Here is a 20817-nt window from a genome sequence, read left to right as displayed (position 1 = left end):
AGCTTTCGGCCAACAAGTTGGCTTTATTCGCTTCGCTCACCCCTTCGGGCCCGCACTAGGTGCATTGCTCTGCTGCATAAAAACGCGGGCAGAGACGATGCAGTGTGGCACCGTTCCGGCCCGCGTTGCAGCGTGTAGCTTGCGTCTTACTTCAGCTTCTCTGCGTGATACTTAAGATGGTCATCAATAAAGCTGGCGATAAAGAAGTAGGAATGGTCGTAACCGGGCTGCATGCGCAGTTCCAGTTTCACTCCGGCTTCCTGGCAGGCGGCCTGCAGGTCTTCCGGCAATAGCTGCCCATCCGTATAAAAATTATCGGCTTCACCCTGATCTACTAACAAAGGCAGCTCGCTGCCGTGCTGGCGAATCAGTTCGCAGCTGTCCCAGGCTTTCCACGCTTCCCGGTCCTCGCCCAGGTAACCACTGAAGGCTTTCTCGCCCCAGGGGCATTGGCTCGGGTGGGTTATCGGCGCAAAGGCGGAAACGGAGCGATAGCGGCCGGGGTTCTTCAGCGCGCAGATCAGCGCACCATGGCCACCCATGGAGTGGCCACTGATGGATTCCCTACCATTCAGTGGAAAGTGACGGTTAACCAGCGCGGGCAGTTCGTTAGTGACATAGTCGTACATGCGGTAGTGCTGACTCCAGGGAGAGCGAGTGGCATTGACGTAGAAGCCCGCGCCAGAACCGAAGTCATAACTGTCATGCTCGCCGGGCAGATCACTGCCGCGGGGGCTGGTATCCGGGCAGGCAATGGCGATACCCAGTTCCGCCGCCATGCGTTGTGCGCCCGCCTTCTGCATGAAGTTCTCATCAGTGCAGGTGAGGCCGGACAGCCACCACAGCAGTGGCACCTTCTTTTCTTCCGCCGCTGGCGGCAGATAGATGGCAAAGATCATGTCGCAGTTCAAAACCCGGCTGCGATGCTTGTAACGCTTGAGCCAGCCACCGAAGGATTTGGTAGCAGACAATAATTCGATATCCATTTAATTACCCTTCTGCAACGCTGCTTTGGGAGCTCTCGGTGTTCGTCAGAGTATGCCTGCCAGCGATCGGAGCCTGGGCGAGGTAATCAGTGTCGAGTTTCAAGAAGCGAGTTTCGAAGATAAAAAGCCGGCTCTCGCCGTGTGTTGCCTTTCGCAACTCGAAACTCGTTACTCGCCTTACCCTCGACAACAACGATTCGCCAGCAGGCTGGCTCCCACATTGAAGATCAGAACAAGATGACGGAACGAATGCTCTTGCCTTCGTGCATGAGGTCAAACGCCTTGTTGATGTCCTCCAGGCCCATGGTGTGGGTCACGAATTCATCCAGCTTGATTTCGCCTTTCATGTAGCGATCCACATAACCGGGCAATTCGGTGCGGCCTTTCACTCCGCCAAAGGCGGAGCCTTTCCAGACCCGGCCAGTAACCAGCTGGAAAGGGCGAGTGGAAATTTCTTCGCCAGCGCCTGCCACACCGATGATTACGGATTCCCCCCAACCTTTGTGGCAGCACTCCAGTGCCGAGCGCATCACGTTGACGTTGCCGATGCACTCGAAGGAATAATCCACACCACCGTCTGTGAGCTCCACAATCACGTCCTGAATCGGATCACTGTATTTGGTGGGATTGATGAAATCGGTGGCACCAAACTGACGTGCCATGGTTTCCTTGCCGTCGTTGACGTCGATGGCAATGATGCGCTCAGCCTTGGCCATCACCGCGCCCTGGATCACTGACAAGCCGATGCCGCCCAGACCAAATACCGCCACGGTGGAGCCGGGCTCGACCTTGGCGGTATTCAGTACTGCACCGATACCGGTGGTCACGCCACAACCGAGCAGACAGATCTTGTCCATGGGCGCTTCCTTGCTCACCTTGGCCAGGGAAATCTCGGGGACCACGGTGTACTCGGAGAAGGTGCTGGTGCCCATGTAATGATGGAGCATCTTGCCATTCATGGAGAATCGGCTGGTGCCGTCGGGCATCAGGCCCTGTCCCTGGGTGGCGCGCACCGCCTGACACAGGTTGGTCTTGCCGCTGAGGCAGAACTTGCACTGGCGACACTCGGCGGTGTACAGCGGAATCACATGGTCGCCGGGCTTAAGGCTGGTCACGCCTTCGCCCACTTCCTGCACGATGCCGGCGCCTTCATGGCCAAGAATCGACGGGAACAGGCCTTCCGGGTCCTTGCCGGACAGGGTGTAGGCATCCGTGTGGCAGACACCGGTGGCGACGATCTGCACCAGCACTTCACCGGCCTTGGGGCCGGCCACATCCACTTCTTCGATGACCAGAGGCTTGCCTGCTTCCCAGGCAACGGCGGCACGTGACTTCATGATGACTCCTTGTTGGCGGCCCGAACGGGCTGAAATTATCTGGATTCACTATACGCAGACAGTAATCAGGGGATAAGGCACAATATGGCAATTGATTATTGCTGCTGAGCAATAATACAGAGTGGAACAGGAGCCGAAATGCAGCATTGGGACCGGATCGAAGCCTTCGTGGAAGTGGTGCGCCGAGGTTCCTTCGCGGATGCTGCCCGTCACCTGGGGGTGTCCAGCTCCCATGTCAGCCGGCTGGTGGCGCGGCTGGAAACCCAGCTGGGCACCCAGCTGCTCTACCGCACCACCCGACGCCTCACCCTCACCGATGCCGGGCAGGTGTACTTCGAGCACTGTGGGCAGTTGTTTGATGGCTTTCAGGAGGCACTCACCGCCATCAGCGATTTCCAGCAGCAACCCACCGGGGTGTTGCGGCTGACCTGTGCCACCACCTTCGGCGAGCGGTTCATTGCCCCGCTGGTGAATGACTTCATGGGCCAGCATCCGCAATTGTCCGTGCAGCTGGATTTTACCAACCGGCGAGTGGATATCGTTGACGAAGGCTTTGATGTGGCCATTCGCACCGGCGCCTTGCCGGATTCATCATTGATCGCCCGCAAGCTGTGTGCGCGCCGGGAGTACATTGTGGGGTCGGCGGAGTATTTCCAGCAGCACGCCCGGCCGCATACCCTGGGTGAACTGAGCCAGCACAACTGCCTGCTGGGCTCGGCTGAAAACTGGCCGGTTGATGTGGATGGACAGCACCGGCACTGGAAAGTGCAGGGCAATTGGAAGGGAAACTCCGGCATGGCACTGCTGGATGCTGCCCGCAAGGGATTGGGCCTGGTGCAGCTGCCGGATTACTACGTGGAGGAAGACCTGAATAACGGGGCTCTTGTCTCCGTGCTGGATAGCTATGCCTGCACCCATACCGCCGTCTGGGTGGTGTATCCCCGCCACCGCCACCTGTCTCCCAAGGTGCGTCAGTTCGTGGATTTCCTGGTCGACAATATGGCGCGCTGATTGGGTGGCGCTACTCGCTTCTCGCTACTGCGTTTCGCTTGCAGGCAGGCGCTTGCAGCTCCATCCTGTTCTCTCATGGTCATGATGTCTTTCAGGGAGAAAGCATGTATACAGGAAGTTGTCTCTGCGGCGGCGTTGCATTCGAAATCGCGGGTGAGCTCGAACCGATCCAGGTGTGTCATTGCCAGCAGTGTCGCAAGGCCCAGGGCACGGCGCTGGTGACCAATATTCCGGTGAAAACGGAGGCGCTCCATTGGGTTCAGGGGGAGGCATTGCTGAAATCGTTTGAGTCTTCGCCGGGAAAGAAGAGGGTGTTCTGCCGTGAGTGCGGGTCGCCACTCTATAGCTGCCTGGACTCATTGCCCGGTGTTGTACGGATTCGCGCGGGGTTGCTCAATGAGCCGCTCAAGACTCGTCCGGCATTTCACTTCTACGTTGCATCGGCCTGCAACTGGTGGCCAATCAACGACGACCTCCCCCAGTATCCAGAAGGGCGGCCGGTACAGGTTTAACGGATAGAAGACAGTAACGAGACAAGAGTCGCGAGGTACGAGTTTCGAAGAGCGAAAATCAAAAGCGGATAAACCCTTCCCGGTTGACGTGGTTGGGTTTTGCTCTTCGAAACTCGAAAATCAGCCAAACTCCCTGTACCACTCTCCAACAGAGCGGTAGAGGGGGGTTCGGCTTACTGGACATGCCTGACAGTTCAGCCTATCGCCGCCTTCAATGCTTCGATTTCATGGGCGTCACCATTACGTCCGGCAAACGCTTGCCACTGGCTGGCGGCGTTGCCCTTGATGGCCTCTGCCATGGCTGAAATCGCGCTGTCCGGCAGGTGGCCAAACAATCCGAGCAACTTGCTGTCGTGAGCGTTTTCCAGTGCCTGAGCCAATGAAGCTGCCTGCGACCCTGTGAGTACGTCCAGCGCCGGGGACAGGTGGGCCTGGTCCATCAGCGGCAGCAAGTCGAGCAGTTCGTCCCAGCTGTTTTCTTCTGCCACGGTGCTGATCAGGCTTTCCACAACGGCGGGTTGGCGCAGTGCTTCCAGATTCACAATGTTTTGTTGGTGCGCATTGTCCATGGCGTTCACTGCCTGCAGCAGATTGGTCCACAGACGCTGTTCGCTGGCCACTTCAATCAGGTGGCTGAGAACAGACTCTCCCTGGTCGGCCACCATGTTGCCAAGCTGACCTCGCAGTGAGGTGTTGACGTGTCCGTTCAGGGACAGCACCGCAGGCCACAGCTCGTGTTCGGTGGCGGCTTTCACGGTGGCGCGCTGTTGATCCACACTGAGCAATTCCAGCAGCGTGTTCAGCTTGCTCTTGTCTTCCAGGTACAGGGCAATTTTCACCATGGCTTCGCCGCTGTTCACCGTGGCGGTGATGGCTGCCAGAGCCGTCGGCTTGATCACGGCGACAAAGCGGGCCAGGGTGATGTGCTCGCCCATAGCCAGCAGCGTTTGGGCAACCCGTGCCACAATCTTGTCCGGCATGGCCGCCAGCAGATCGCGGGACTGGGAGGGTTCCAGGTGAATGCACAGCTTCGCCAGAAAATCATCAGGCAACTTGTCGGCCAGCTTGATGGCGCGATCGGCGGGCAGCTCGGAGGCGATGCCGGCAGCCAGTACGGAGCCCAGAACTGAAGTGGCGAGCTTGGCGCTGGCGCCAGTGGGTACCAGCTTGCTGATGCCTGCCAGACGCTGATAGCTGTCCTGGTGCTGCGCATAGAAGAAGGCCGATACGGTGTTGCGGAAGGTGGCCAGTTGGCCGAGGTCCTGCCCGTCGAGAAAGTCCAGACTGTTCTCTTCGGTTTCCAGCAGTCGGCCCAGCTTGAGCAGTTCGGCTTGCGTTTCAATATGCATGTGAGATGTCCTGTAGCGTGTCGCGTGTTAACCGAACAGCATTTTCTTGACCGGACGGCGGAACGGCCCGGGTACCACGTTCAGCGCATTGTTCATGGCTTTTTCCACGCGGTTGTCCTTGGTGGTGAGCGCGGCGAGTACCGCCTCGGCAAGCTGGTTTCCCTGATCGTCGGGCAGGGATTCGATAAAGGCCAGCGCGTCGGCGGGCAAGCCTTTGGCTTTCAGGGTGCTGATGGAATCAGACATGGTTCCTCCTCTGTATCGGGGCTGGTGCGATGGGGCTGGCCCTTCGCACGGGCACAAGGGCGTTACTATGCCAGCCCTGCGGGAGGATGGAATTGCCGAAAAGCCGGACTGGAAGGGCGCTCCAGAAAGGGCCGGCAGGTTGCCCTTTGGCCAGGAGCGTGCTGTGCCGGGGTGTCCGCCCCGGCTGGGGCGGTGATGGCTATCCGTTGCGACACAGACACATCGCTGGAGTGTAAAAGGAATAAGGTAAGCCCGAACATTCAGGACAGTGTTTGCTGATCCGTTATCAATCCGACGCTGATGGCGCCCGGTCCGATATTGACTCCGCCGGTGAGCCCCATGTGGCTGATCAGGAGTTGAATGTTGTGCTTCTCGGCGCAGGCCTTGAACGCCTCAAATCCCTGCATCTGGTAAACAGCATCGGTATCACCGGCATAACTGACGCACACAATCGGTGCCAGCAGCCCTTTCTCGATACAGGTGCAGGCATGACGAAACATTTTTTCCACCGCCTGCTCGAAGCCCCTTACCTTGGCAACCGGGAAGGTCTGATCTTGTCGGGCACAAAGAATCGGTTTGATATCCAGTGCGGACCCCATCAAAGCGCCCACAAAGCCGACACTTTTATCTCCTTTCTTGCGGGCGCGTTTGTGCACGTAGTAGAGATCGGGTACCACCGCATAGCCTGTGGTTTTGGGTGTCAGGTCGTTGATCCGCTGACGGATATCGCCCACTTTCATGCCGCTGTTAATCAACCGAATGGTTTCGGCAGCCAGTACTCCCTGTCCGGCAAACAGTGTCTGGCTGTCGCTGACCCGGATACGGAAAGGGCCTTCCAGCCCGGCGGCTTCACGATATTTTTTGTAATCAGAAAGAATGCTGTGTGCCGCCTCCGAGGCATTGTCGAAAATCGGGCTACGACTTTTGGGAACAGTTTGCACCAGGGCGTAATCGAATGTGCTGGCGGCTTTTTCGAGAAACAGTGTGCGGATCTGTTCTACGCTGGGGGGAGCGGTTTCCGCATCGTGGTTCTTGTCGACCTCACGACGAGAATAAAATTCCCTGGCGCGCTGAGGGTCCCTGTCATCAACATAGAGCTCCTTGCCAATACGGATGGGGACCGGCATGACAAGAATGTTGTTGGCATCAATAAAATCCTTGGGCAGGTCACAGCCCGAATCCACTACCAGACCAATTCTCATTGTTATAGGCCCTGTAAACGAGAGAAGGGTTTTTTATTGAGATTGAGTCTAGAACGGCCGTCCCGAAACTGACGTCTTTTTGCGTATGGGTATGGTGTAAGATTGTTACGCTGGAGGCCAGATGCCTGAAGCCCAACGCTGAAAACCCGCAGGCTCGCAGGTTTTACTATTCGTCAGGCATCTGGCGTCAGGCGTCTGGCTGGTGGGCCGGCGATGATGGCGAGAAAATTACACCCGTGTCCTGTTCTGGCTCCATGAGTGCAGACTATCCCCCTACTGAACATTACCCCCGACTTCGACAATTTTGAGGGTGTTGGTGCCGCCATGGGCGTCGGCATAATTGCCTTTGGTGATCAGTACCCGGTCACCGGTTTTGACATGTCCCATTTTCTCGAGCATTTCCACGGCCTGACGGTTTACTGATTCACTGGGAATGGCAGTACTGTCGAAGGCAATGGCTTGCACGCCACGAAGAATGGATACCCGGCGTTGGGTTGCCGGTGTCGGGGTGAAAGCGAAGATAGGCATGCCAGAGCGCAGGCGAGACATCAGCCGCGGGGTGTTGCCCGTTTCCGTCATGGCGATAATGGCGGAGACATTGCTCAAACGGTTGGCCGCCTGCATGGCCGCCATGGCGATCACCTCATCAATGTTGTCTGCCTGCTCATTGAGCGAGCGGTCTGTACGACGCTCCTGCCAGGTGCGTTCTGCGCCGAGGATAATTCGGTCCATGGCCTGCACCGTTTCTTTCGGGTAGTCCCCCACGGCGGTTTCTGCCGACAGCATGACCGCGTCGGTGCCGTCGAGCACGGCATTGGCCACATCCGATACCTCTGCCCGGGTGGGCTGAGGGCTGTGAATCATGGATTCCATCATCTGGGTGGCGGTGATGACAAAGCGATTCAGAGCCCGTGCGCGACGGATGATGTGCTTCTGTACGCCGACCAGTTCGGCATCACCAATCTCCACGGCCAGGTCGCCACGGGCGACCATAACGCCGTCCGAAGCAAGGATGATTTCATCGAGGGTATTGTCGTCGGCAACGGCCTCAGCCCGCTCGATCTTGGCAATAATCCCGCCGGTGCCGCCGGCAGCATGGAAGTGGCGGCGGGCTTCATTGACATCCTCTGCATCGCGAGGGAAAGACAGCGCGAGGAAATCCACGGCCATGTCGGCAGCCGTGATGATGTCGTTGAGATCTTTCTCGGTGAGCGCCTTGGCACTCAGGCCGCCACCCTTACGGTTCACGCCTTTGTGATCGGACAGGGTGCCGCCAACCAGCACGGTACAGATAACCTTGCTGCCCTCGATGCGGTCGACTTGCAGTTCCAGCAGGCCGTCATTGAGCAGTAATACGTCGCCGGGCTCGCAATCCTGTGGCAGCGGTGGATAGCTGATGCCAACGATATCCTGGGTACCTGAGTCATCATCCAGTTCGGTGTCCAGGGTGAAGCTCTGTCCGTTCTTCAATTCAATGGGGCCGTCGCGGAATTTTCCGATGCGAATCTTCGGCCCCTGCAGGTCGGCCAGAATTGCCACGGCCTTCTGCTGCTGTTCAGACAGATGACGAATCTTGTCGGCAGTGCGGCGATGGTCATCGGCACTGCCGTGGGAAAAATTGAGGCGAAAGACGTTAACGCCGGCGGTAATGAGGGCGTCGAGCATGCTGTCGGAAGTAGAGGCGGGGCCCAGGGTGGCAACAATCTTGGTGCGTCGTGTCATTCACTCTTTCCAGTATCTGTTTTGCATGAGCATAGCACGTCATTGCGATAGAACGATGACAGAGCAAGCGTGCCTTTGACGTTAGCACGAAGGCGGGCAAAAAAAACCCGCCCGGGAGGGCGGGAATGAAGGGGTTGAGCGGTATATCAATGCAGCATGGCGAATGAGCAGGTGCTGGCCTGGCTGAGGCGCAGGAAGTCGCCCATCCCCATCTTGATGACCTCGGTATGGGAGCCGGCGTTGAAAGCAATCCAGTCCTGATTGACGAGGGTGTCGTCCACATAGACTTCCATGCCGTAAAGGTTACCGAAGGGCGGCTCGCCGCCGGTTTCGCAGAACGGGAAACGGTCCTTGAACTCCTTTTCGCTGGCCAGTCTTACGTGTTCAGCATTAAGTGCCAGGCGCAATTTCTCCGGATCCATGTACTGATCCGCAGGGAGTACTGCCATGGCAAGGGAGCCATCCACGTTCACGATCACGGTCTTGGCCATGTGCCTTCCGGGAATGTGACTGGACTGAGCCACTTCGGCTGCGGTAACGGCAGGAGCGTGGTTGTAGCAGTGATAATAGATGTCGTTGTTATCGAGATATTCTGTCAGAACGCGCGTAGCCATGACTGCCTCCTCCCGGCGGGGTAAACCAGGATAACGCTGCCTTGCGCACAGACGATAACTGACGCAAGGCCAGTACAATGAATGTTACTTCAGAGTAAAGGTGTGTGAAGCCGGGGTGAAATACGCTTATGTGCTAACGGAAAGATCGTTAGATCATAATCAGCTACAAGCTACAAGCTACAAGCTACAAGCTACAAGCTACAAGCTAGCTCGTCGACAGGAAAACCCGGAAAAGTTCCCGGGCGTTCAATCTTTCAACTGGATGTCGCGGGCAGGGAGTGTGTCGTTTGGTACAAACCCTGCCCGCGTTGCAGCTTGTAGCTTGAGGCTTGCAGCTGCTCTTTACAGCCCCAGATTATCCAGAATGCGCAGATTTGGACCGGCCTGGTTCATGGTGTAGAAATGCAGGCCCGGTGCGCCCATGGCAAGCAGGCGTTCGCACAGACGGGTGACGACTTCTTCACCAAAGGCTTTGACGGCAGCGTCGTCATCCTTGATGTCATTGAGCTTGCTTTGCAGCCAGCGTGGCACATCCGCGCCGCAGTTGCCGGAAAAGCGCAGCAGATTGGCCACGTTGAGGATGGGCATGATTCCGGGGTACACGGGGGCATCGCAGCCTTGTTTCTGCAGTGCGTCCATGTAGTAACCATAGGAATCCGCATTGTAGAAATACTGGGTCAACCCACTGTTGGCGCCGGCGTCGATCTTGCGCTTGAAGTGCGCGATGTCATCTTCAAAGCTGCGTGCCTCCGGGTGCATTTCCGGATACGCCGCGACCTCCAGGGAGAAGTGATCGCCGGTTTCTTCGCGAATCAAGGTAACCAGCTGATCGGCATACTTGATCTCGCTTTGGGCATAGCCCATGCCGGAAGGCAGATCGCCTCGCAGTGCCACAATACGGGTTACACCGGATTCCTTGTAGCCGTTGACCAGTTCCAGGATTTCGTCCTTGCTTTGACCAATGCAGCTCAGGTGAGGTGCTGTGTCGCCATGCTGCTCGCGCAGCTTGTTGACCATGTCTCGGGTGTTGTCACGGGTGGAGCCGCCAGCGCCGAAGGTGCAGGAAAAAAATTCCGGATTTTTCACCAGCAGTTTTTTCTGTGTCGCCAGCAGCTTGGTTTTTCCCTCGTCGGTTTTCGGAGGAAAAAATTCAAAACTGATTCGTTTCATGATGCCTCGCTTCGCGAGGCGCTTGACGCTTGATGCCTGACGCCAGACGCTGGCTCGTCAAACGAGCCTGAAAGCGTCCGGCGTCTAGCGTCCGGCGTCTTGCGCCCTTAGTACTTGTATTGCTCGGGCTTGAACGGTCCGTCGACACCCACGCCGATGTAGTCCGCCTGTTCCTGGGTCAGCTTGGTGATCACGCCACCGAAACCTTCCACCATGTAGCGGGCCACTTCTTCGTCCAGATGCTTGGGCAACACTTCTACCTTGAGCATCTTTTCTTTCACGGTGTCAGAGTGGCTGGCGTAGGCCTGATCAAACAGGTACATCTGAGCCAGTACCTGGTTGGCGAAGGAGCCATCCATGATACGGCTGGGGTGGCCGGTCGCATTGCCCAGGTTCACCAGGCGGCCTTCTGACAACAGCAGCAGGAAGTCGCCTTCAGCCTTGTTGCGCCATACCTTGTGGACCTGCGGCTTCACTTCTTCCCATTCCCAGGTCTTGCGCATGAAGGCGGTATCCACTTCATTGTCGAAGTGTCCGATGTTACAGATGACGGCACCTTTCTTGATCGCCTTGAGCATGTTGGCGTCACACACGTTGAAGTTGCCGGTGGTGGTCACCAGCAGATCGGTGTTGCCAAGCAGGTCGGTGTTGATGGACGCAGCGGTGCCATCGTTGATGCCGTCCTTGTACTGGCTGACCACTTCATAGCCGTCCATGCAGGCCTGCATGGCGCAGATGGGATCGGCCTCGGTGACTTTCACGATCATGCCTTCCTGACGCAGAGACTGGGCTGAGCCCTTGCCCACATCACCGTAACCGATGACCAGCGCTTTCTTGCCCGACAGCAGGTGGTCGGTGCCGCGCTTGATGGCGTCATTCAGGGAGTGACGACAACCGTATTTGTTGTCGTTCTTGCTCTTGGTAACAGAGTCATTCACGTTCACCGCCGGCACTTTCAGAGTGCCTTTCTTGAGCATTTCATACAGACGATGCACGCCGGTGGTGGTCTCTTCGGTGATGCCGTGGATGTTGTCCAGCATCTGCGGGTAAGTCTCATGGATGTAGCCGGTCAGGTCACCGCCGTCATCCAGAATCATGTTGGCATCCCACAGTTCGCCGTTGCCGTCACGGCAGGTCTGTTCGATACACCACATGTACTCTTCTTCGGTTTCACCTTTCCAGGCAAATACCGGGGTGCCTGCAGCAGCAATAGCAGCGGCAGCGTGATCCTGGGTGGAGAAGATGTTGCAGGAAGACCAGCGTACTTCGGCGCCCAGCGCCTGCAGGGTTTCGATCAGCACGGCGGTCTGGATGGTCATGTGGATACAGCCAATGATCTTGGCACCTTTCAGCGGCTGCTCGGCGCGGTACTTTTCGCGGATGGCGATGAGTGCCGGCATTTCAGTTTCAGCGATATCAATTTCAGAACGACCATAGTTGGCCAGGGAAATGTCAGCGACTTTGTAGTCGGTGAAGCTATCCACTTTTGCGTTCATGGTTTTCTCCATTCGTTTTTGACGAATGGGCGCCGTTGTTCTTTGTGAACCCGCCCCGCGAGCCTCGCGGTCATGCCGCTGCAGCGCCCCTCGAGGGGTGAGTCAAAATCTTTCCTTGCAGAAGCCGCGCTTGAGGTTGCAAAAGCGTCGCGACGGTACGCGACTCAAACGCGGCTCCTTTAGAATCGTTTACAGAGCTTTGGCCAAGGCCTCGGCTTTGTCGGTCTTCTCCCAGCTGAAGCCTTCGCGGCCGAAGTGGCCGTAGCTGGCGGTGGGACGGTAGATCGGCTTGCGCAGGTCCAGCATCTCGATGATGCCGCGCGGGCGCAGGTCAAAGTGTTCACGCACCAGGTTCACGATCGCGTCATCGCTGAGCTTGCCGGTACCGAACGTATTGATGGAGATGGAGGTGGGCTCAGCCACACCAATGGCATAGCTCACCTGAATCTCGCACTTGTCGGCCAGGCCAGAGGCCACGATGTTCTTGGCCACGTAACGACCGGCGTAGGCCGCAGAGCGATCCACCTTTGAAGGGTCCTTGCCGGAGAATGCACCGCCACCGTGACGGGCCATGCCGCCATAGGTGTCCACGATGATCTTGCGGCCGGTCAGCCCGCAGTCGCCCATGGGGCCGCCGATAACGAAAATACCGGTGGGGTTCACGTGGTACAGGGTGTCCTTGTGCAGCCACTCTTCCGGCAGCACCGGCTTGATGATTTCTTCCATCACCGCTTCACGCAGGTCGTTCAGGCCGATTTCCGGGGCGTGCTGGGTGGACAACACCACGGCGTCCACGGCCACCGGCTTGCCATTTTCGTAGCGCAGGGTCACCTGGCTCTTGGCGTCCGGGCGCAGCCACGGCAGGGTGCCGTTCTTGCGCAGTTCTGCCTGGCGCTCCACCAGACGGTGAGAGTAGAAGATCGGGGCCGGCATCAGGGTGTCGGTTTCATTGGTGGCAAAGCCAAACATCAGGCCCTGGTCGCCTGCGCCCAGGTCCTTGTCATCTGCTTCGTCCACGCCGATAGCGATGTCGGCGGACTGTTTGCCGATACCATTCAGAACAGCACAGCTGGCGCCGTCGAAGCCCTTGTCTGAGCTGTCATAGCCGATGTCCAGAATGACCTGACGAACGATGTCTTCCAGTTCCACATAGGTGCTGGTACGTACTTCGCCGGCCACGATGGCCATACCGGTTTTCACCAGGGTTTCCACCGCCACACGGGCGTGGGGATCATCCTTGATGATCGCATCCAGAACAGCGTCCGAGATCTGGTCGGCCATTTTGTCCGGATGACCTTCGGACACGGACTCGGAAGTAAAGATGGAATATTCACTCATTTCTGGAGTGCTCCCTGTAGTTAAGCTTCACGCTGCATGCAACACGCAGCAACGCGGATAAAGATTAAGTTTCGAGTTACGAGACGCGAGTTTCGAAAAGCAAAACCTTAAGAGCCGGTTCTTTGAACTTCGAAACTCGCTTCTCGTCACTCGCGACGAGCCCGGTTTGACGCAAGCGGCATAAATTGTGTTCTGCCGCTTGAATCCTGTTACTTGCCATTCTTTCTGAACGTTCTCACTTGCACCTGAAACCCGTTCCGCAATGCCAGAAATTGGGTTTCCTGTAATTCCAGACCGGCACGCCCGGCCCAGTTGACCAGGTCGACTTCCTCAAAGCCGAGCCAGACATCGCCGCAGGCTTCGTGGGCCCAGTGCTGATCATGCGGGCACAGGTCCGTGATCAGCAGGGTGCCGCCTTCGTTTAACTGCCGGGCCGCCGCGCGGATGGCGCTGGCGGGGGAGGGCAGGTGATGTAGCACCATGTTCAGCACCACGGCATCCACCGCGGGCAGGGTGCTGGCGTTGGCCGGCCATTCACCCAGTATCAGTTCCACATTTTGCTGTTTGGCGACAGCCTGGCGGGCTACCGCCAGCATGGCCTCGGCATTGTCCAGGCCAATGACCCGTTTAAACCGGCTGGCCAGCTCGGCCAGAAACTGGCCGTCACCGGGGCCAATTTCCAGTACCTGTTGTCCGTCCGGGCAGGCCCGCAACAATAACTCTGCGGCCTGTTCGGCGTACTGGTCATAATCCGCGATCAGTTCCTGCTGAGCGTCCAGGTGCTCTGCATGACGGGCAAAAAAGGCCCGGCTTTGTTCGGCACGCTGGTTCTGCACCAGCTCCAGCCTTGCCGCCACCTGATCGTTCAGCACGCCCTCATCCAGTTCGTCCAGCAGGGCGCTATGCAGGGCGCCTTCCACGCTATCAGGCTGGGGCAGGCGGCGGCGGTAGAAGATGGAGTTGCCTTCGCGGCGTTTCTCCACCAGCCCGCCCTGGGCCAACACCTTGAGATGGTGACTCATGCCTGATTGCTTCATGGCCATGATGTCGCACAACTCAAGCACGCCAAAACTGCTCTGCCCGAGCACCTGCAGTACCTGGAGGCGCAACGGATCTCCAGCAGCCTTGAGAAAGCCTGCCAGGTGGTCGGTAACCTCTGGAGTGCTGGGTGCCTGAGCATTCATGGTGGCAAAGTCTAGCGCATTGCAAACCTAAATCAAAATAAATTGATATAGGTGTTGGCGTGGTCTTCACGTTGAGGGAAGTGGCGTGGCTGCGCGGCGGCGGGCGGCGGCGCTTGTAGCCCTTAACTCCATGAGGGACAATAGCGCCCCTTTTCAGCCACCAGTCAGTTTGGAGCCCTGCATGTCCAGTGCCCCCGCCAGCCGTGATCTCGCCAATGCCATCCGTGCCCTCAGCATGGATGCGGTCCAGAAAGCCAACTCAGGCCACCCCGGCGCCCCCATGGGCATGGCCGATATCGCCGAAGTGCTGTGGCGCGGTTTCCTGAAACATAATCCTCAGGATCCCAAGTGGGCCGATCGTGATCGCTTCGTGCTGTCCAATGGTCACGGCTCCATGCTGCTCTACTCCCTGCTGCACTTGTCTGGCTACGGCGTCAGCATTGAGGACATCAAGAACTTCCGTCAGCTGGGCAGCCCCACTGCCGGTCATCCGGAATACGGCGATGCCCCTGGCATTGAGACCACCACTGGCCCGCTGGGTCAGGGCATTGCCAATGCGGTGGGTATGGCGCTGGCCGAGAAAATGCTGGCGGGCCAGTTCAACCGTGACGGGCACACCATCGTCGACCACAACACCTACTGCTTCCTGGGTGATGGCTGCATGATGGAAGGCATTTCTCATGAAGCCTGCTCCCTGGCTGGCACCCTGGGCCTCGGCAAGCTGGTGGCCTTCTATGACGACAACGGCATTTCTATCGATGGTGAAGTGGAAGGCTGGTTCACCGACGATACGGTGGAGCGTTTCCGCGCCTATGGCTGGCAGGTGATCCCGAACGTGGATGGCCACGACCCGGAAGAGATCCGCACCGCCATCGAAACGGCCAAGGCGACACCGGATCAGCCCACCCTGATCTGCTGCAAGACCATCATCGGTTTCGGCAGCCCCAACAAGCAGGGCAAGGAAGAGTGTCACGGTGCCGCCCTGGGTGACGAAGAAATCGCCCTGACCCGCAAGCAGCTGGGCTGGGAGCACGGTCCGTTCGAGATTCCCGCTGACATCAAGAATGCCTGGGATGCCAGCGACGCCGGCGCGGCCGCGCAGAGCGAGTGGCAGCAGCGTTTCGAAGCCTATAAAGCAGCGTATCCGGAACTGGCTGCCGAGTTTGAGCGCCGTATGGCGGGCGAGCTGCCGGCAGACTTCGCCGACAAGGCCGATGCCTATATTCGCGAGTGTCAGGAAAAGGGCGAGAAAGTGGCCACCCGCAAGGCCAGCCAGAACTCCCTGGATGCCTTTGGCCCGCTGCTGCCGGAACTGGCCGGTGGCTCTGCTGACCTGGCCGGCTCCAACAACACCATCTGGAAAGGCTGCAAGTCCGTCACTGCGGACGATGCCAGCGGCAACTACATCCATTACGGTGTGCGCGAATTCGGCATGACCGCGGTGCAGAACGGTCTGTGCCTGCACGGTGGCTTGCGCCCCTACGGCGGTACCTTCCTGGTGTTCATGGAATACGCGCGTAATGCGGTGCGCATGGCGGCACTGATGCACCAGCCCAACATTCTGGTCTATACCCACGACTCCATCGGTCTGGGTGAAGATGGTCCGACTCATCAGCCCATCGAGCAGATGGCGAACCTGCGTCTGACTCCGAACATGCGTACCTGGCGTCCCTGTGACACGGTGGAATCCGCAGTGTCCTGGAAGAAAGCCATCCTGCGTCAGGATGGCCCGTCTTCCCTGATCTTCTCCCGTCAGGGCCTGCCCTGCATGGAGCGTGGCAGCGAGCAGCTGGCCGAGATCGAGAAGGGCGGCTACACCCTGCTGCAGACCGGTGAAGGCACCCCGGACGCGATCATCATTGCCACCGGCTCCGAAGTGGAGCTGGCCGTGCAGGCGGCCCAGGCCCTGAGCGGCAAGAATATCCGTGTGGTGTCCATGCCCTGTGTGGAAGAATTCCTCGCCCAGGACGCGGCTTATCAGGAGAGCGTGCTGCCGACTGCCGTGCGCGCCCGTGTCGCTGTGGAAGCGGCTATCGCCGATTACTGGTATCGCTTCGTCGGTCTGGACGGCAAGGTGATCGGCATGACCAGCTTCGGTGCCTCTGCTCCGGCGGGTGATCTGTTCAAGCACTTCAACATTACCGCTGAGGCTGTACAGGAAGCGGTGGAGTCATTGCTTTGATAGAGACGGGTCGGAAGTCGGACGTCAGACGTCGGACGACAAACCCTGTTAGCGTCGGACCTCAGACGTCCGACGTCAGACCGCTATGAGAATTGCCATCAACGGCTACGGCCGTATCGGTCGCTCCTTTGTCCGAGCCCTCGCCGAGCGTGAGGGGGCGGGCTGGCAGGCGCCTTTTACCTTGGTGGCGATCAACGACAAGGGCCGGCCGGAAGATCTGCTGTATCTGACCCGCTATGACACTACCCATGGGCGGTTAGCGGAGCCGGCAGAACTGATCGAGGGCATGTTGCGCATCGGTCAGCAGGCGCCTCGACTGCTAAAGCAGCCCAGGCCTGAGCTGTTGCCCTGGGGTGAAATGGATGTGGATCTGGTGCTGGAGTGCTCCGGCCATTTCCGAAGCCATGCGGGCGCCTCCCGTCACATTGAGGCAGGTGCCAAAAAAGTGATTATCGGCGCCGTGCCGTTCGATCAGGCTGACCAGGTGGTGGTCTTCGGTGTGAACCAGGCGGCGGTGTCTTCCGACAGCAAGGTATTGTCCGCAGGGTCTTGCACGACCCATTGCATCGCGCCGCTGCTGGCACGGCTGGACGAAGCCTTCGGGGTACAACAGGTATTGATGAAAGAAATCCATGCCTACACCTCGGACCAGACCCTGCTGGACCATGTCCACCGGGATCCGCGCCGGGGTAGGGCCGGGGCACAGAATATCGTGCCCACCACCAGCAGTGCCATCGGTGCGGTACAGCAGGTGCTGCCGCAGCTGGAAGGCAAGATCAGCGGTAGCTCTATCCGTGTGCCCACCCTGAATGTGGCCATGGTGGAGTTGACCCTGCGTCTGGAACAGACACCGGATGCCAAGGGTCTCAATGAATGGTTATACCAGCAGGCAACAGCGTCGAAGGGGCTGATTGGCTACAATGACGAGCCGCTGGTGAGCGTGGATTTCAACCACCGTCCGGAATCCGCCATCGTCGATGTGACCCAGACCCGGGTGCAGGGCGACATGGTGCAGGTGGTGGCCTGGTACGACAATGAATGGGGCTATGCCAACCGCCTGCTGGACTGGGTGGCGGCCATGGCCGAATCACAGCAACACTGATTGACAGACAGCCCCTACGCGGTGGCCGTGAATGAGGTAAGAGAACGATGAACTTCAAGCGCATGACCGACCTGGATCTGGCAGGCAAACGCGTTCTGATCCGCGAAGACCTGAACGTGCCGGTAAAAGACGGCAAGGTCACCAGTGATGCCCGTATCCGTGCCTCACTGCCGACCATTGAGCATGCTCTCAAGGCCGGGGCGAAAGTGATGCTGATGTCTCACCTGGGGCGCCCCACCGAAGGGGAGTACGCCGAGGAATTCTCTCTCAAGCCAGTGGCCGATCACCTGGGCTCCCTGCTCGGCCGTGAAGTGCCGCTGATCAAGGACTGGCTGGACGGTGTCGACGTGGATGCCGGTCAGGTGGTGCTGTGCGAGAACGTTCGTTTCAACAGCGGCGAAAAGAAAGATGACGAAGCGCTGTCACAAAAGATGGCCGCGCTCTGCGACATCTATGTGATGGATGCCTTTGGCACTGCGCACCGCGCCCAGGCGTCCACCCATGGAGTCGGCAAGTTTGCTCCGGTGGCCTGTGCAGGTCCGCTGCTGGCCAATGAACTGGATGCGTTGGGCAAAGCCTTGCAGAAGCCGGAAAAACCGCTGGTGGCTATTGTGGGTGGCTCCAAGGTGTCCACCAAGCTGGAAGTGCTGGAAGCGCTGTCCGACAAGGTTGATCAGCTGGTCGTCGGTGGCGGTATTGCCAACACCTTCCTGGCCGCTGCCGGTCACCCGGTAGGCAAGTCCCTGTATGAAGCCGACCTGATTGAGGCGGCCAACAAGATTGCCGAGAAAGTGCATATCCCGATTCCGGTGGATGTGGTTACTGCCAAGGAATTTGCTGAATCTGCTGAAGCGGTCACCAAGAAAGTGGAAGACGTGGCCGAGGACGACATGATTCTCGACATTGGTCCGCAGACTGCCCACATCGTGGCGGCCCTGATGAAGGAAGCCAAGACGATCATCTGGAACGGCCCGGTGGGTGTGTTCGAGTTCGATCAGTTTGGTGAAGGTACCCGTGAAATGGCGGAAGCCATTGCCGATTCCGATGCCTTCTCCATCGCCGGTGGTGGCGACACCCTGGCCGCCGTCGACAAATACGGCATCAGCGACAAGATCAGCTACATTTCCACCGGTGGCGGCGCCTTCCTCGAGTTTGTGGAAGGCAAGGTGCTGCCGGCCGTGGCCATGTTGGAAGCGCGGGCAAACGATTAAACGCCGGATGCTGGGCGCCCGGCGCAGACAGAAAGGCGTCAAGTGTTGGGCCGTAATGAACGAAGTGAGGCGGTGATGTTCCGCCGCAAACGGTTAACGAAGGGGAAACGAAAATGGCACTAGTAAGCATGCGTCAGCTGCTGGATCACGCCGCCGAGTTTGGTTACGGCGTTCCGGCTTTCAACGTGAACAACCTGGAACAGATGCGCGCCATCATGGAAGCGGCGGACAAGACCGATTCCCCGGTGATCGTGCAGGCGTCTGCCGGTGCCCGTAAATACGCCGGCGCGCCTTTCCTGCGTCACCTGATTCTGGCGGCGGTGGAAGAGTTTCCGCACATTCCGGTGGTGATGCACCAGGATCACGGCACCAGCCCGGCGGTGTGCCAGCGCTCCATCCAGTTGGGTTTCTCCTCGGTGATGATGGACGGCTCTCTGGGTGAAGACGGCAAGACCCCCACCGACTACGAATACAATGTGGACGTAACCCGCCGTACCGTGGAAATGGCCCACGCCTGTGGGGTGTCCGTGGAAGGCGAGCTGGGTTGTCTGGGTTCCCTGGAAACCGGCGAAGCCGGTGAAGAGGACGGCATCGGTGCGGCGGGCAAACTGACCCACGACCAGATGTTGACCGATCCTGAAGAAGCCGCTGACTTCGTGAAGAAGACCAAGGTGGATGCCCTGGCCATCGCCATCGGTACTTCCCATGGTGCCTACAAGTTCACCCGTCCGCCCACAGGTGACATCCTGGCCATCGACCAGATCAAGGCGATCCACCAGCGCATTCCGGACACCCACCTGGTCATGCACGGTTCTTCTTCTGTGCCTCAGGAATGGCTGGCCATCATCAACGAGTTTGGTGGCGAGATTCCGGAAACCTACGGGGTGCCGGTGGAAGAAATCGTGGAAGGCATCAAGCACGGTGTCCGCAAGGTGAACATCGACACCGACCTGCGTCTGGCCTCCACCGGTGCCATCCGCCGCTTCCTGGCCGGCAACACCGCCGAGTTCGATCCGCGCAAATACCTGGCGGAATCCGTGACTGCCATGCGTGATATCTGTATCGCACGCTACGAAGCCTTCGGCACCGCCGGCAACGCCAGCAAGATCAAGCCGATCAACCTGGAAGCCATGTTCGAGCGTTACGCTTCCGGCGAGCTGGATCCGCGGGTGAAGTAAGAGACGCTGCACGCACCACGCTTCACGCCACATGCAAGAACGCGGTTGAGGTGGTTGCCAGCGGACAACAAAAAGGCCGCACCCGAATATGGGGGCGGCCTTTTTGTTGCTGAGGTAAACCAGGAAGAGGTTGGTTCGAAGCCGCTGTAGGAGCTTGCCTGCAAGCGATCCGAGCCAAGGCGAGGTAATAGTTTCGAGTCGCGAGTTACGAGTTTCGAAAAAACCAAACCTCGTGTCTAGCCGCCGTTTTTTTGATTTTCGAAACTCGGTACTCGAAACTCGTCTCTGGAATCCTTACCTCGCTTAGGCTCGGATCGCGAGCAGGCTCGCTCCTGCAGCGGTTTCATCATTGGCGTCAGGCGTCCTGCCTTTTACCGCGTCGCCTTGATCTCCACGCCTTCACCGCTCAGCACCAGCTCGCCCAGATCATTCAGCACGGCGGTGTTAACCCCTTTCAGGGCCTCCACGAACTGCTGTTCCATTGCCATCAGCGGTGGCATGCAGGCCTTTCGGGTCATTGCGCCGGGCTGGATGGTGAAGTGTCCGTCTCCATCGCTGTAGCTGGCCATGTAGTTGTTGCAGGCGGCGCGGCCTGCAAGTTTGCCCTCTTCAGGAAACACCAGTGTCACAGAGGCATTACCGACCGGTTTGCCGTTCAGGCTTTGCACCTGCCAGGGTTCACCGCTGAGTTGTTCGAATCCAGGCATTGCATGGTGTCCATCGTGATGGTCGGATGCGGTGCTGCACGTTGCGGTCAGCGAAATGCTGGCGGCAACCAGCGCAGTACGAAGCAGGGTTTTCATGGTGTTTCCTTTTATTCAACGTTCCGGATTCACGGATTAGAGCGGGAACCGGGAATAAAGTTTCCCTGATGTGGCGAACATCTTGATATGGGGCAAGATAACAGGGAAGCGATGTTGACCCGCGGCCACAAGCGCGGACAATGCCTGCACACCCTGACACTTACCGGAACCTGT

18 protein-coding genes and 1 riboswitch are annotated in these 20817 nt (G+C 58.5%); of the genes, 6 read left to right on the top strand and 12 right to left on the bottom strand.

The genetic code is table 11. The features are described from left to right. Positions 1 to 146: 146 nt before the first annotated feature. A complete protein-coding gene (gene fghA, locus GFN93_RS01615; protein ID WP_153498688.1) occupies positions 147 to 986 on the bottom strand; it encodes an S-formylglutathione hydrolase in 840 nt (279 codons plus the stop codon). Positions 987 to 1213: 227 nt separating this feature from the next. After that, positions 1214 to 2323, bottom strand: coding sequence for an S-(hydroxymethyl)glutathione dehydrogenase/class III alcohol dehydrogenase (locus GFN93_RS01610; protein ID WP_153498687.1), 1110 nt, complete (start codon positions 2321 to 2323; stop codon positions 1214 to 1216). 138 nt (positions 2324 to 2461) lie between these two features. Here GFN93_RS01610 and GFN93_RS01605 point away from each other — a divergent pair, with 138 nt between their 5' ends. Together GFN93_RS01605 and GFN93_RS01600 are read left to right on the top strand one after the other, a co-directional pair. Beyond that, complete coding sequence (locus GFN93_RS01605) at positions 2462 to 3334, top strand: LysR family transcriptional regulator (protein ID WP_153498686.1); 873 nt, start codon at positions 2462 to 2464, stop codon at positions 3332 to 3334. Positions 3335 to 3438: 104 nt separating this feature from the next. Then, positions 3439 to 3846, top strand: a complete 408-nt coding sequence (locus GFN93_RS01600; protein ID WP_153498685.1) for a GFA family protein — start codon at positions 3439 to 3441, stop codon at positions 3844 to 3846. 194 nt (positions 3847 to 4040) lie between these two features. Here GFN93_RS01600 and GFN93_RS01595 read toward each other — a convergent pair whose 3' ends face one another. The 9 genes from GFN93_RS01595 to GFN93_RS01555 form a co-directional block, all read right to left on the bottom strand. Beyond that, entirely contained in the window at positions 4041 to 5195 is a 1155-nt protein-coding gene (locus GFN93_RS01595; RefSeq protein WP_153498684.1) for a hypothetical protein, read from the bottom strand. 27 nt (positions 5196 to 5222) lie between these two features. Further along, on the bottom strand, positions 5223 to 5441 hold the full coding sequence (locus GFN93_RS01590) for a hypothetical protein (protein ID WP_153498683.1): 219 nt from the start codon (positions 5439 to 5441) through the stop codon (positions 5223 to 5225). 260 nt (positions 5442 to 5701) lie between these two features. Beyond that, entirely contained in the window at positions 5702 to 6643 is a 942-nt protein-coding gene (locus GFN93_RS01585) for a DegV family protein (RefSeq protein ID WP_153498682.1), read from the bottom strand. A gap of 273 nt (positions 6644 to 6916) precedes the next feature. Next, positions 6917 to 8365, bottom strand: coding sequence for a pyruvate kinase (gene pyk / locus GFN93_RS01580; RefSeq protein WP_153498681.1), 1449 nt, complete (start codon positions 8363 to 8365; stop codon positions 6917 to 6919). A gap of 146 nt (positions 8366 to 8511) precedes the next feature. Then, positions 8512 to 8979 (bottom strand): aminoacyl-tRNA deacylase, encoded by a 468-nt coding sequence (locus GFN93_RS01575; protein WP_153498680.1) that lies wholly within the window; start codon positions 8977 to 8979, stop codon positions 8512 to 8514. 342 nt (positions 8980 to 9321) lie between these two features. Beyond that, complete coding sequence (gene metF, locus GFN93_RS01570) at positions 9322 to 10149, bottom strand: methylenetetrahydrofolate reductase [NAD(P)H] (RefSeq protein ID WP_153498679.1); 828 nt, start codon at positions 10147 to 10149, stop codon at positions 9322 to 9324. A gap of 107 nt (positions 10150 to 10256) precedes the next feature. Beyond that, positions 10257 to 11645 (bottom strand): adenosylhomocysteinase, encoded by a 1389-nt coding sequence (ahcY, locus tag GFN93_RS01565; protein WP_153498678.1) that lies wholly within the window; start codon positions 11643 to 11645, stop codon positions 10257 to 10259. A gap of 20 nt (positions 11646 to 11665) precedes the next feature. After that, positions 11666 to 11743, bottom strand: a riboswitch (S-adenosyl-L-homocysteine riboswitch). Between the two features lie 91 nt (positions 11744 to 11834). Continuing rightward, positions 11835 to 12983: a methionine adenosyltransferase gene (metK, locus tag GFN93_RS01560; protein WP_153498677.1), complete on the bottom strand. Its 1149-nt coding sequence runs from the start codon at positions 12981 to 12983 to the stop codon at positions 11835 to 11837. Positions 12984 to 13192: 209 nt separating this feature from the next. Beyond that, complete coding sequence (locus GFN93_RS01555) at positions 13193 to 14167, bottom strand: ArsR/SmtB family transcription factor (RefSeq protein ID WP_153498676.1); 975 nt, start codon at positions 14165 to 14167, stop codon at positions 13193 to 13195. Between the two features lie 181 nt (positions 14168 to 14348). Here GFN93_RS01555 and tkt point away from each other — a divergent pair, with 181 nt between their 5' ends. From tkt to fba, 4 genes are all read left to right on the top strand, one after another. Beyond that, positions 14349 to 16349, top strand: coding sequence for a transketolase (tkt, locus tag GFN93_RS01550; RefSeq protein ID WP_153498675.1), 2001 nt, complete (start codon positions 14349 to 14351; stop codon positions 16347 to 16349). 85 nt (positions 16350 to 16434) lie between these two features. Further along, a complete protein-coding gene (locus GFN93_RS01545) occupies positions 16435 to 17451 on the top strand; it encodes a type I glyceraldehyde-3-phosphate dehydrogenase (protein WP_153498674.1) in 1017 nt (338 codons plus the stop codon). A gap of 47 nt (positions 17452 to 17498) precedes the next feature. Further along, positions 17499 to 18662 carry a phosphoglycerate kinase gene (locus tag GFN93_RS01540; RefSeq protein WP_153498673.1) on the top strand — a complete coding sequence of 388 codons (1164 nt, stop codon included), beginning with the start codon at positions 17499 to 17501 and terminating at the stop codon, positions 18660 to 18662. A 113-nt stretch (positions 18663 to 18775) separates the two neighbouring features. Beyond that, positions 18776 to 19840 carry a class II fructose-bisphosphate aldolase gene (gene fba / locus GFN93_RS01535; RefSeq protein WP_153498672.1) on the top strand — a complete coding sequence of 355 codons (1065 nt, stop codon included), beginning with the start codon at positions 18776 to 18778 and terminating at the stop codon, positions 19838 to 19840. Positions 19841 to 20211: 371 nt separating this feature from the next. On the opposite strand, the gene GFN93_RS01530 is transcribed toward fba, so the two are convergent. After that, the gene (locus GFN93_RS01530) at positions 20212 to 20643 is read right to left on the bottom strand and encodes an META domain-containing protein (protein ID WP_235901619.1); all 432 of its coding nucleotides are present in this window, start codon (positions 20641 to 20643) and stop codon (positions 20212 to 20214) included. Positions 20644 to 20817 lie beyond the last annotated feature (174 nt).

The organism is Alcanivorax sediminis, from assembly GCF_009601165.1.
GTDB classification, from domain to species: Bacteria; Pseudomonadota; Gammaproteobacteria; order Pseudomonadales; family Alcanivoracaceae; genus Alcanivorax; species Alcanivorax sediminis.
The sequence above is the reverse complement of the archived record's forward strand: the minus strand, read 5'-3'. Positions and strand labels throughout refer to the sequence as shown.

Bases quoted from the DNA above. Each gene is read 5' to 3' on its own strand.
- fghA (WP_153498688.1), bottom strand. From the start codon at position 986: ATGGATATCGAATTATTGTCTGCTACCAAATCCTTCGGTGGCTGGCTC.
- GFN93_RS01610 (WP_153498687.1), bottom strand. From the start codon at position 2,323: ATGAAGTCACGTGCCGCCGTTGCCTGGGAAGCAGGCAAGCCTCTGGTC.
- GFN93_RS01605 (WP_153498686.1), top strand. From the start codon at position 2,462: ATGCAGCATTGGGACCGGATCGAAGCCTTCGTGGAAGTGGTGCGCCGA.
- GFN93_RS01600 (WP_153498685.1), top strand. From the start codon at position 3,439: ATGTATACAGGAAGTTGTCTCTGCGGCGGCGTTGCATTCGAAATCGCG.
- GFN93_RS01595 (WP_153498684.1), bottom strand. From the start codon at position 5,195: ATGCATATTGAAACGCAAGCCGAACTGCTCAAGCTGGGCCGACTGCTG.
- GFN93_RS01590 (WP_153498683.1), bottom strand. From the start codon at position 5,441: ATGTCTGATTCCATCAGCACCCTGAAAGCCAAAGGCTTGCCCGCCGAC.
- GFN93_RS01585 (WP_153498682.1), bottom strand. From the start codon at position 6,643: ATGAGAATTGGTCTGGTAGTGGATTCGGGCTGTGACCTGCCCAAGGAT.
- pyk (WP_153498681.1), bottom strand. From the start codon at position 8,365: ATGACACGACGCACCAAGATTGTTGCCACCCTGGGCCCCGCCTCTACT.
- GFN93_RS01575 (WP_153498680.1), bottom strand. From the start codon at position 8,979: ATGGCTACGCGCGTTCTGACAGAATATCTCGATAACAACGACATCTAT.
- metF (WP_153498679.1), bottom strand. From the start codon at position 10,149: ATGAAACGAATCAGTTTTGAATTTTTTCCTCCGAAAACCGACGAGGGA.
- ahcY (WP_153498678.1), bottom strand. From the start codon at position 11,645: ATGAACGCAAAAGTGGATAGCTTCACCGACTACAAAGTCGCTGACATT.
- metK (WP_153498677.1), bottom strand. From the start codon at position 12,983: ATGAGTGAATATTCCATCTTTACTTCCGAGTCCGTGTCCGAAGGTCAT.
- GFN93_RS01555 (WP_153498676.1), bottom strand. From the start codon at position 14,167: ATGAATGCTCAGGCACCCAGCACTCCAGAGGTTACCGACCACCTGGCA.
- tkt (WP_153498675.1), top strand. From the start codon at position 14,349: ATGTCCAGTGCCCCCGCCAGCCGTGATCTCGCCAATGCCATCCGTGCC.
- GFN93_RS01545 (WP_153498674.1), top strand. From the start codon at position 16,435: ATGAGAATTGCCATCAACGGCTACGGCCGTATCGGTCGCTCCTTTGTC.
- GFN93_RS01540 (WP_153498673.1), top strand. From the start codon at position 17,499: ATGAACTTCAAGCGCATGACCGACCTGGATCTGGCAGGCAAACGCGTT.
- fba (WP_153498672.1), top strand. From the start codon at position 18,776: ATGGCACTAGTAAGCATGCGTCAGCTGCTGGATCACGCCGCCGAGTTT.
- GFN93_RS01530 (WP_235901619.1), bottom strand. From the start codon at position 20,643: ATGAAAACCCTGCTTCGTACTGCGCTGGTTGCCGCCAGCATTTCGCTG.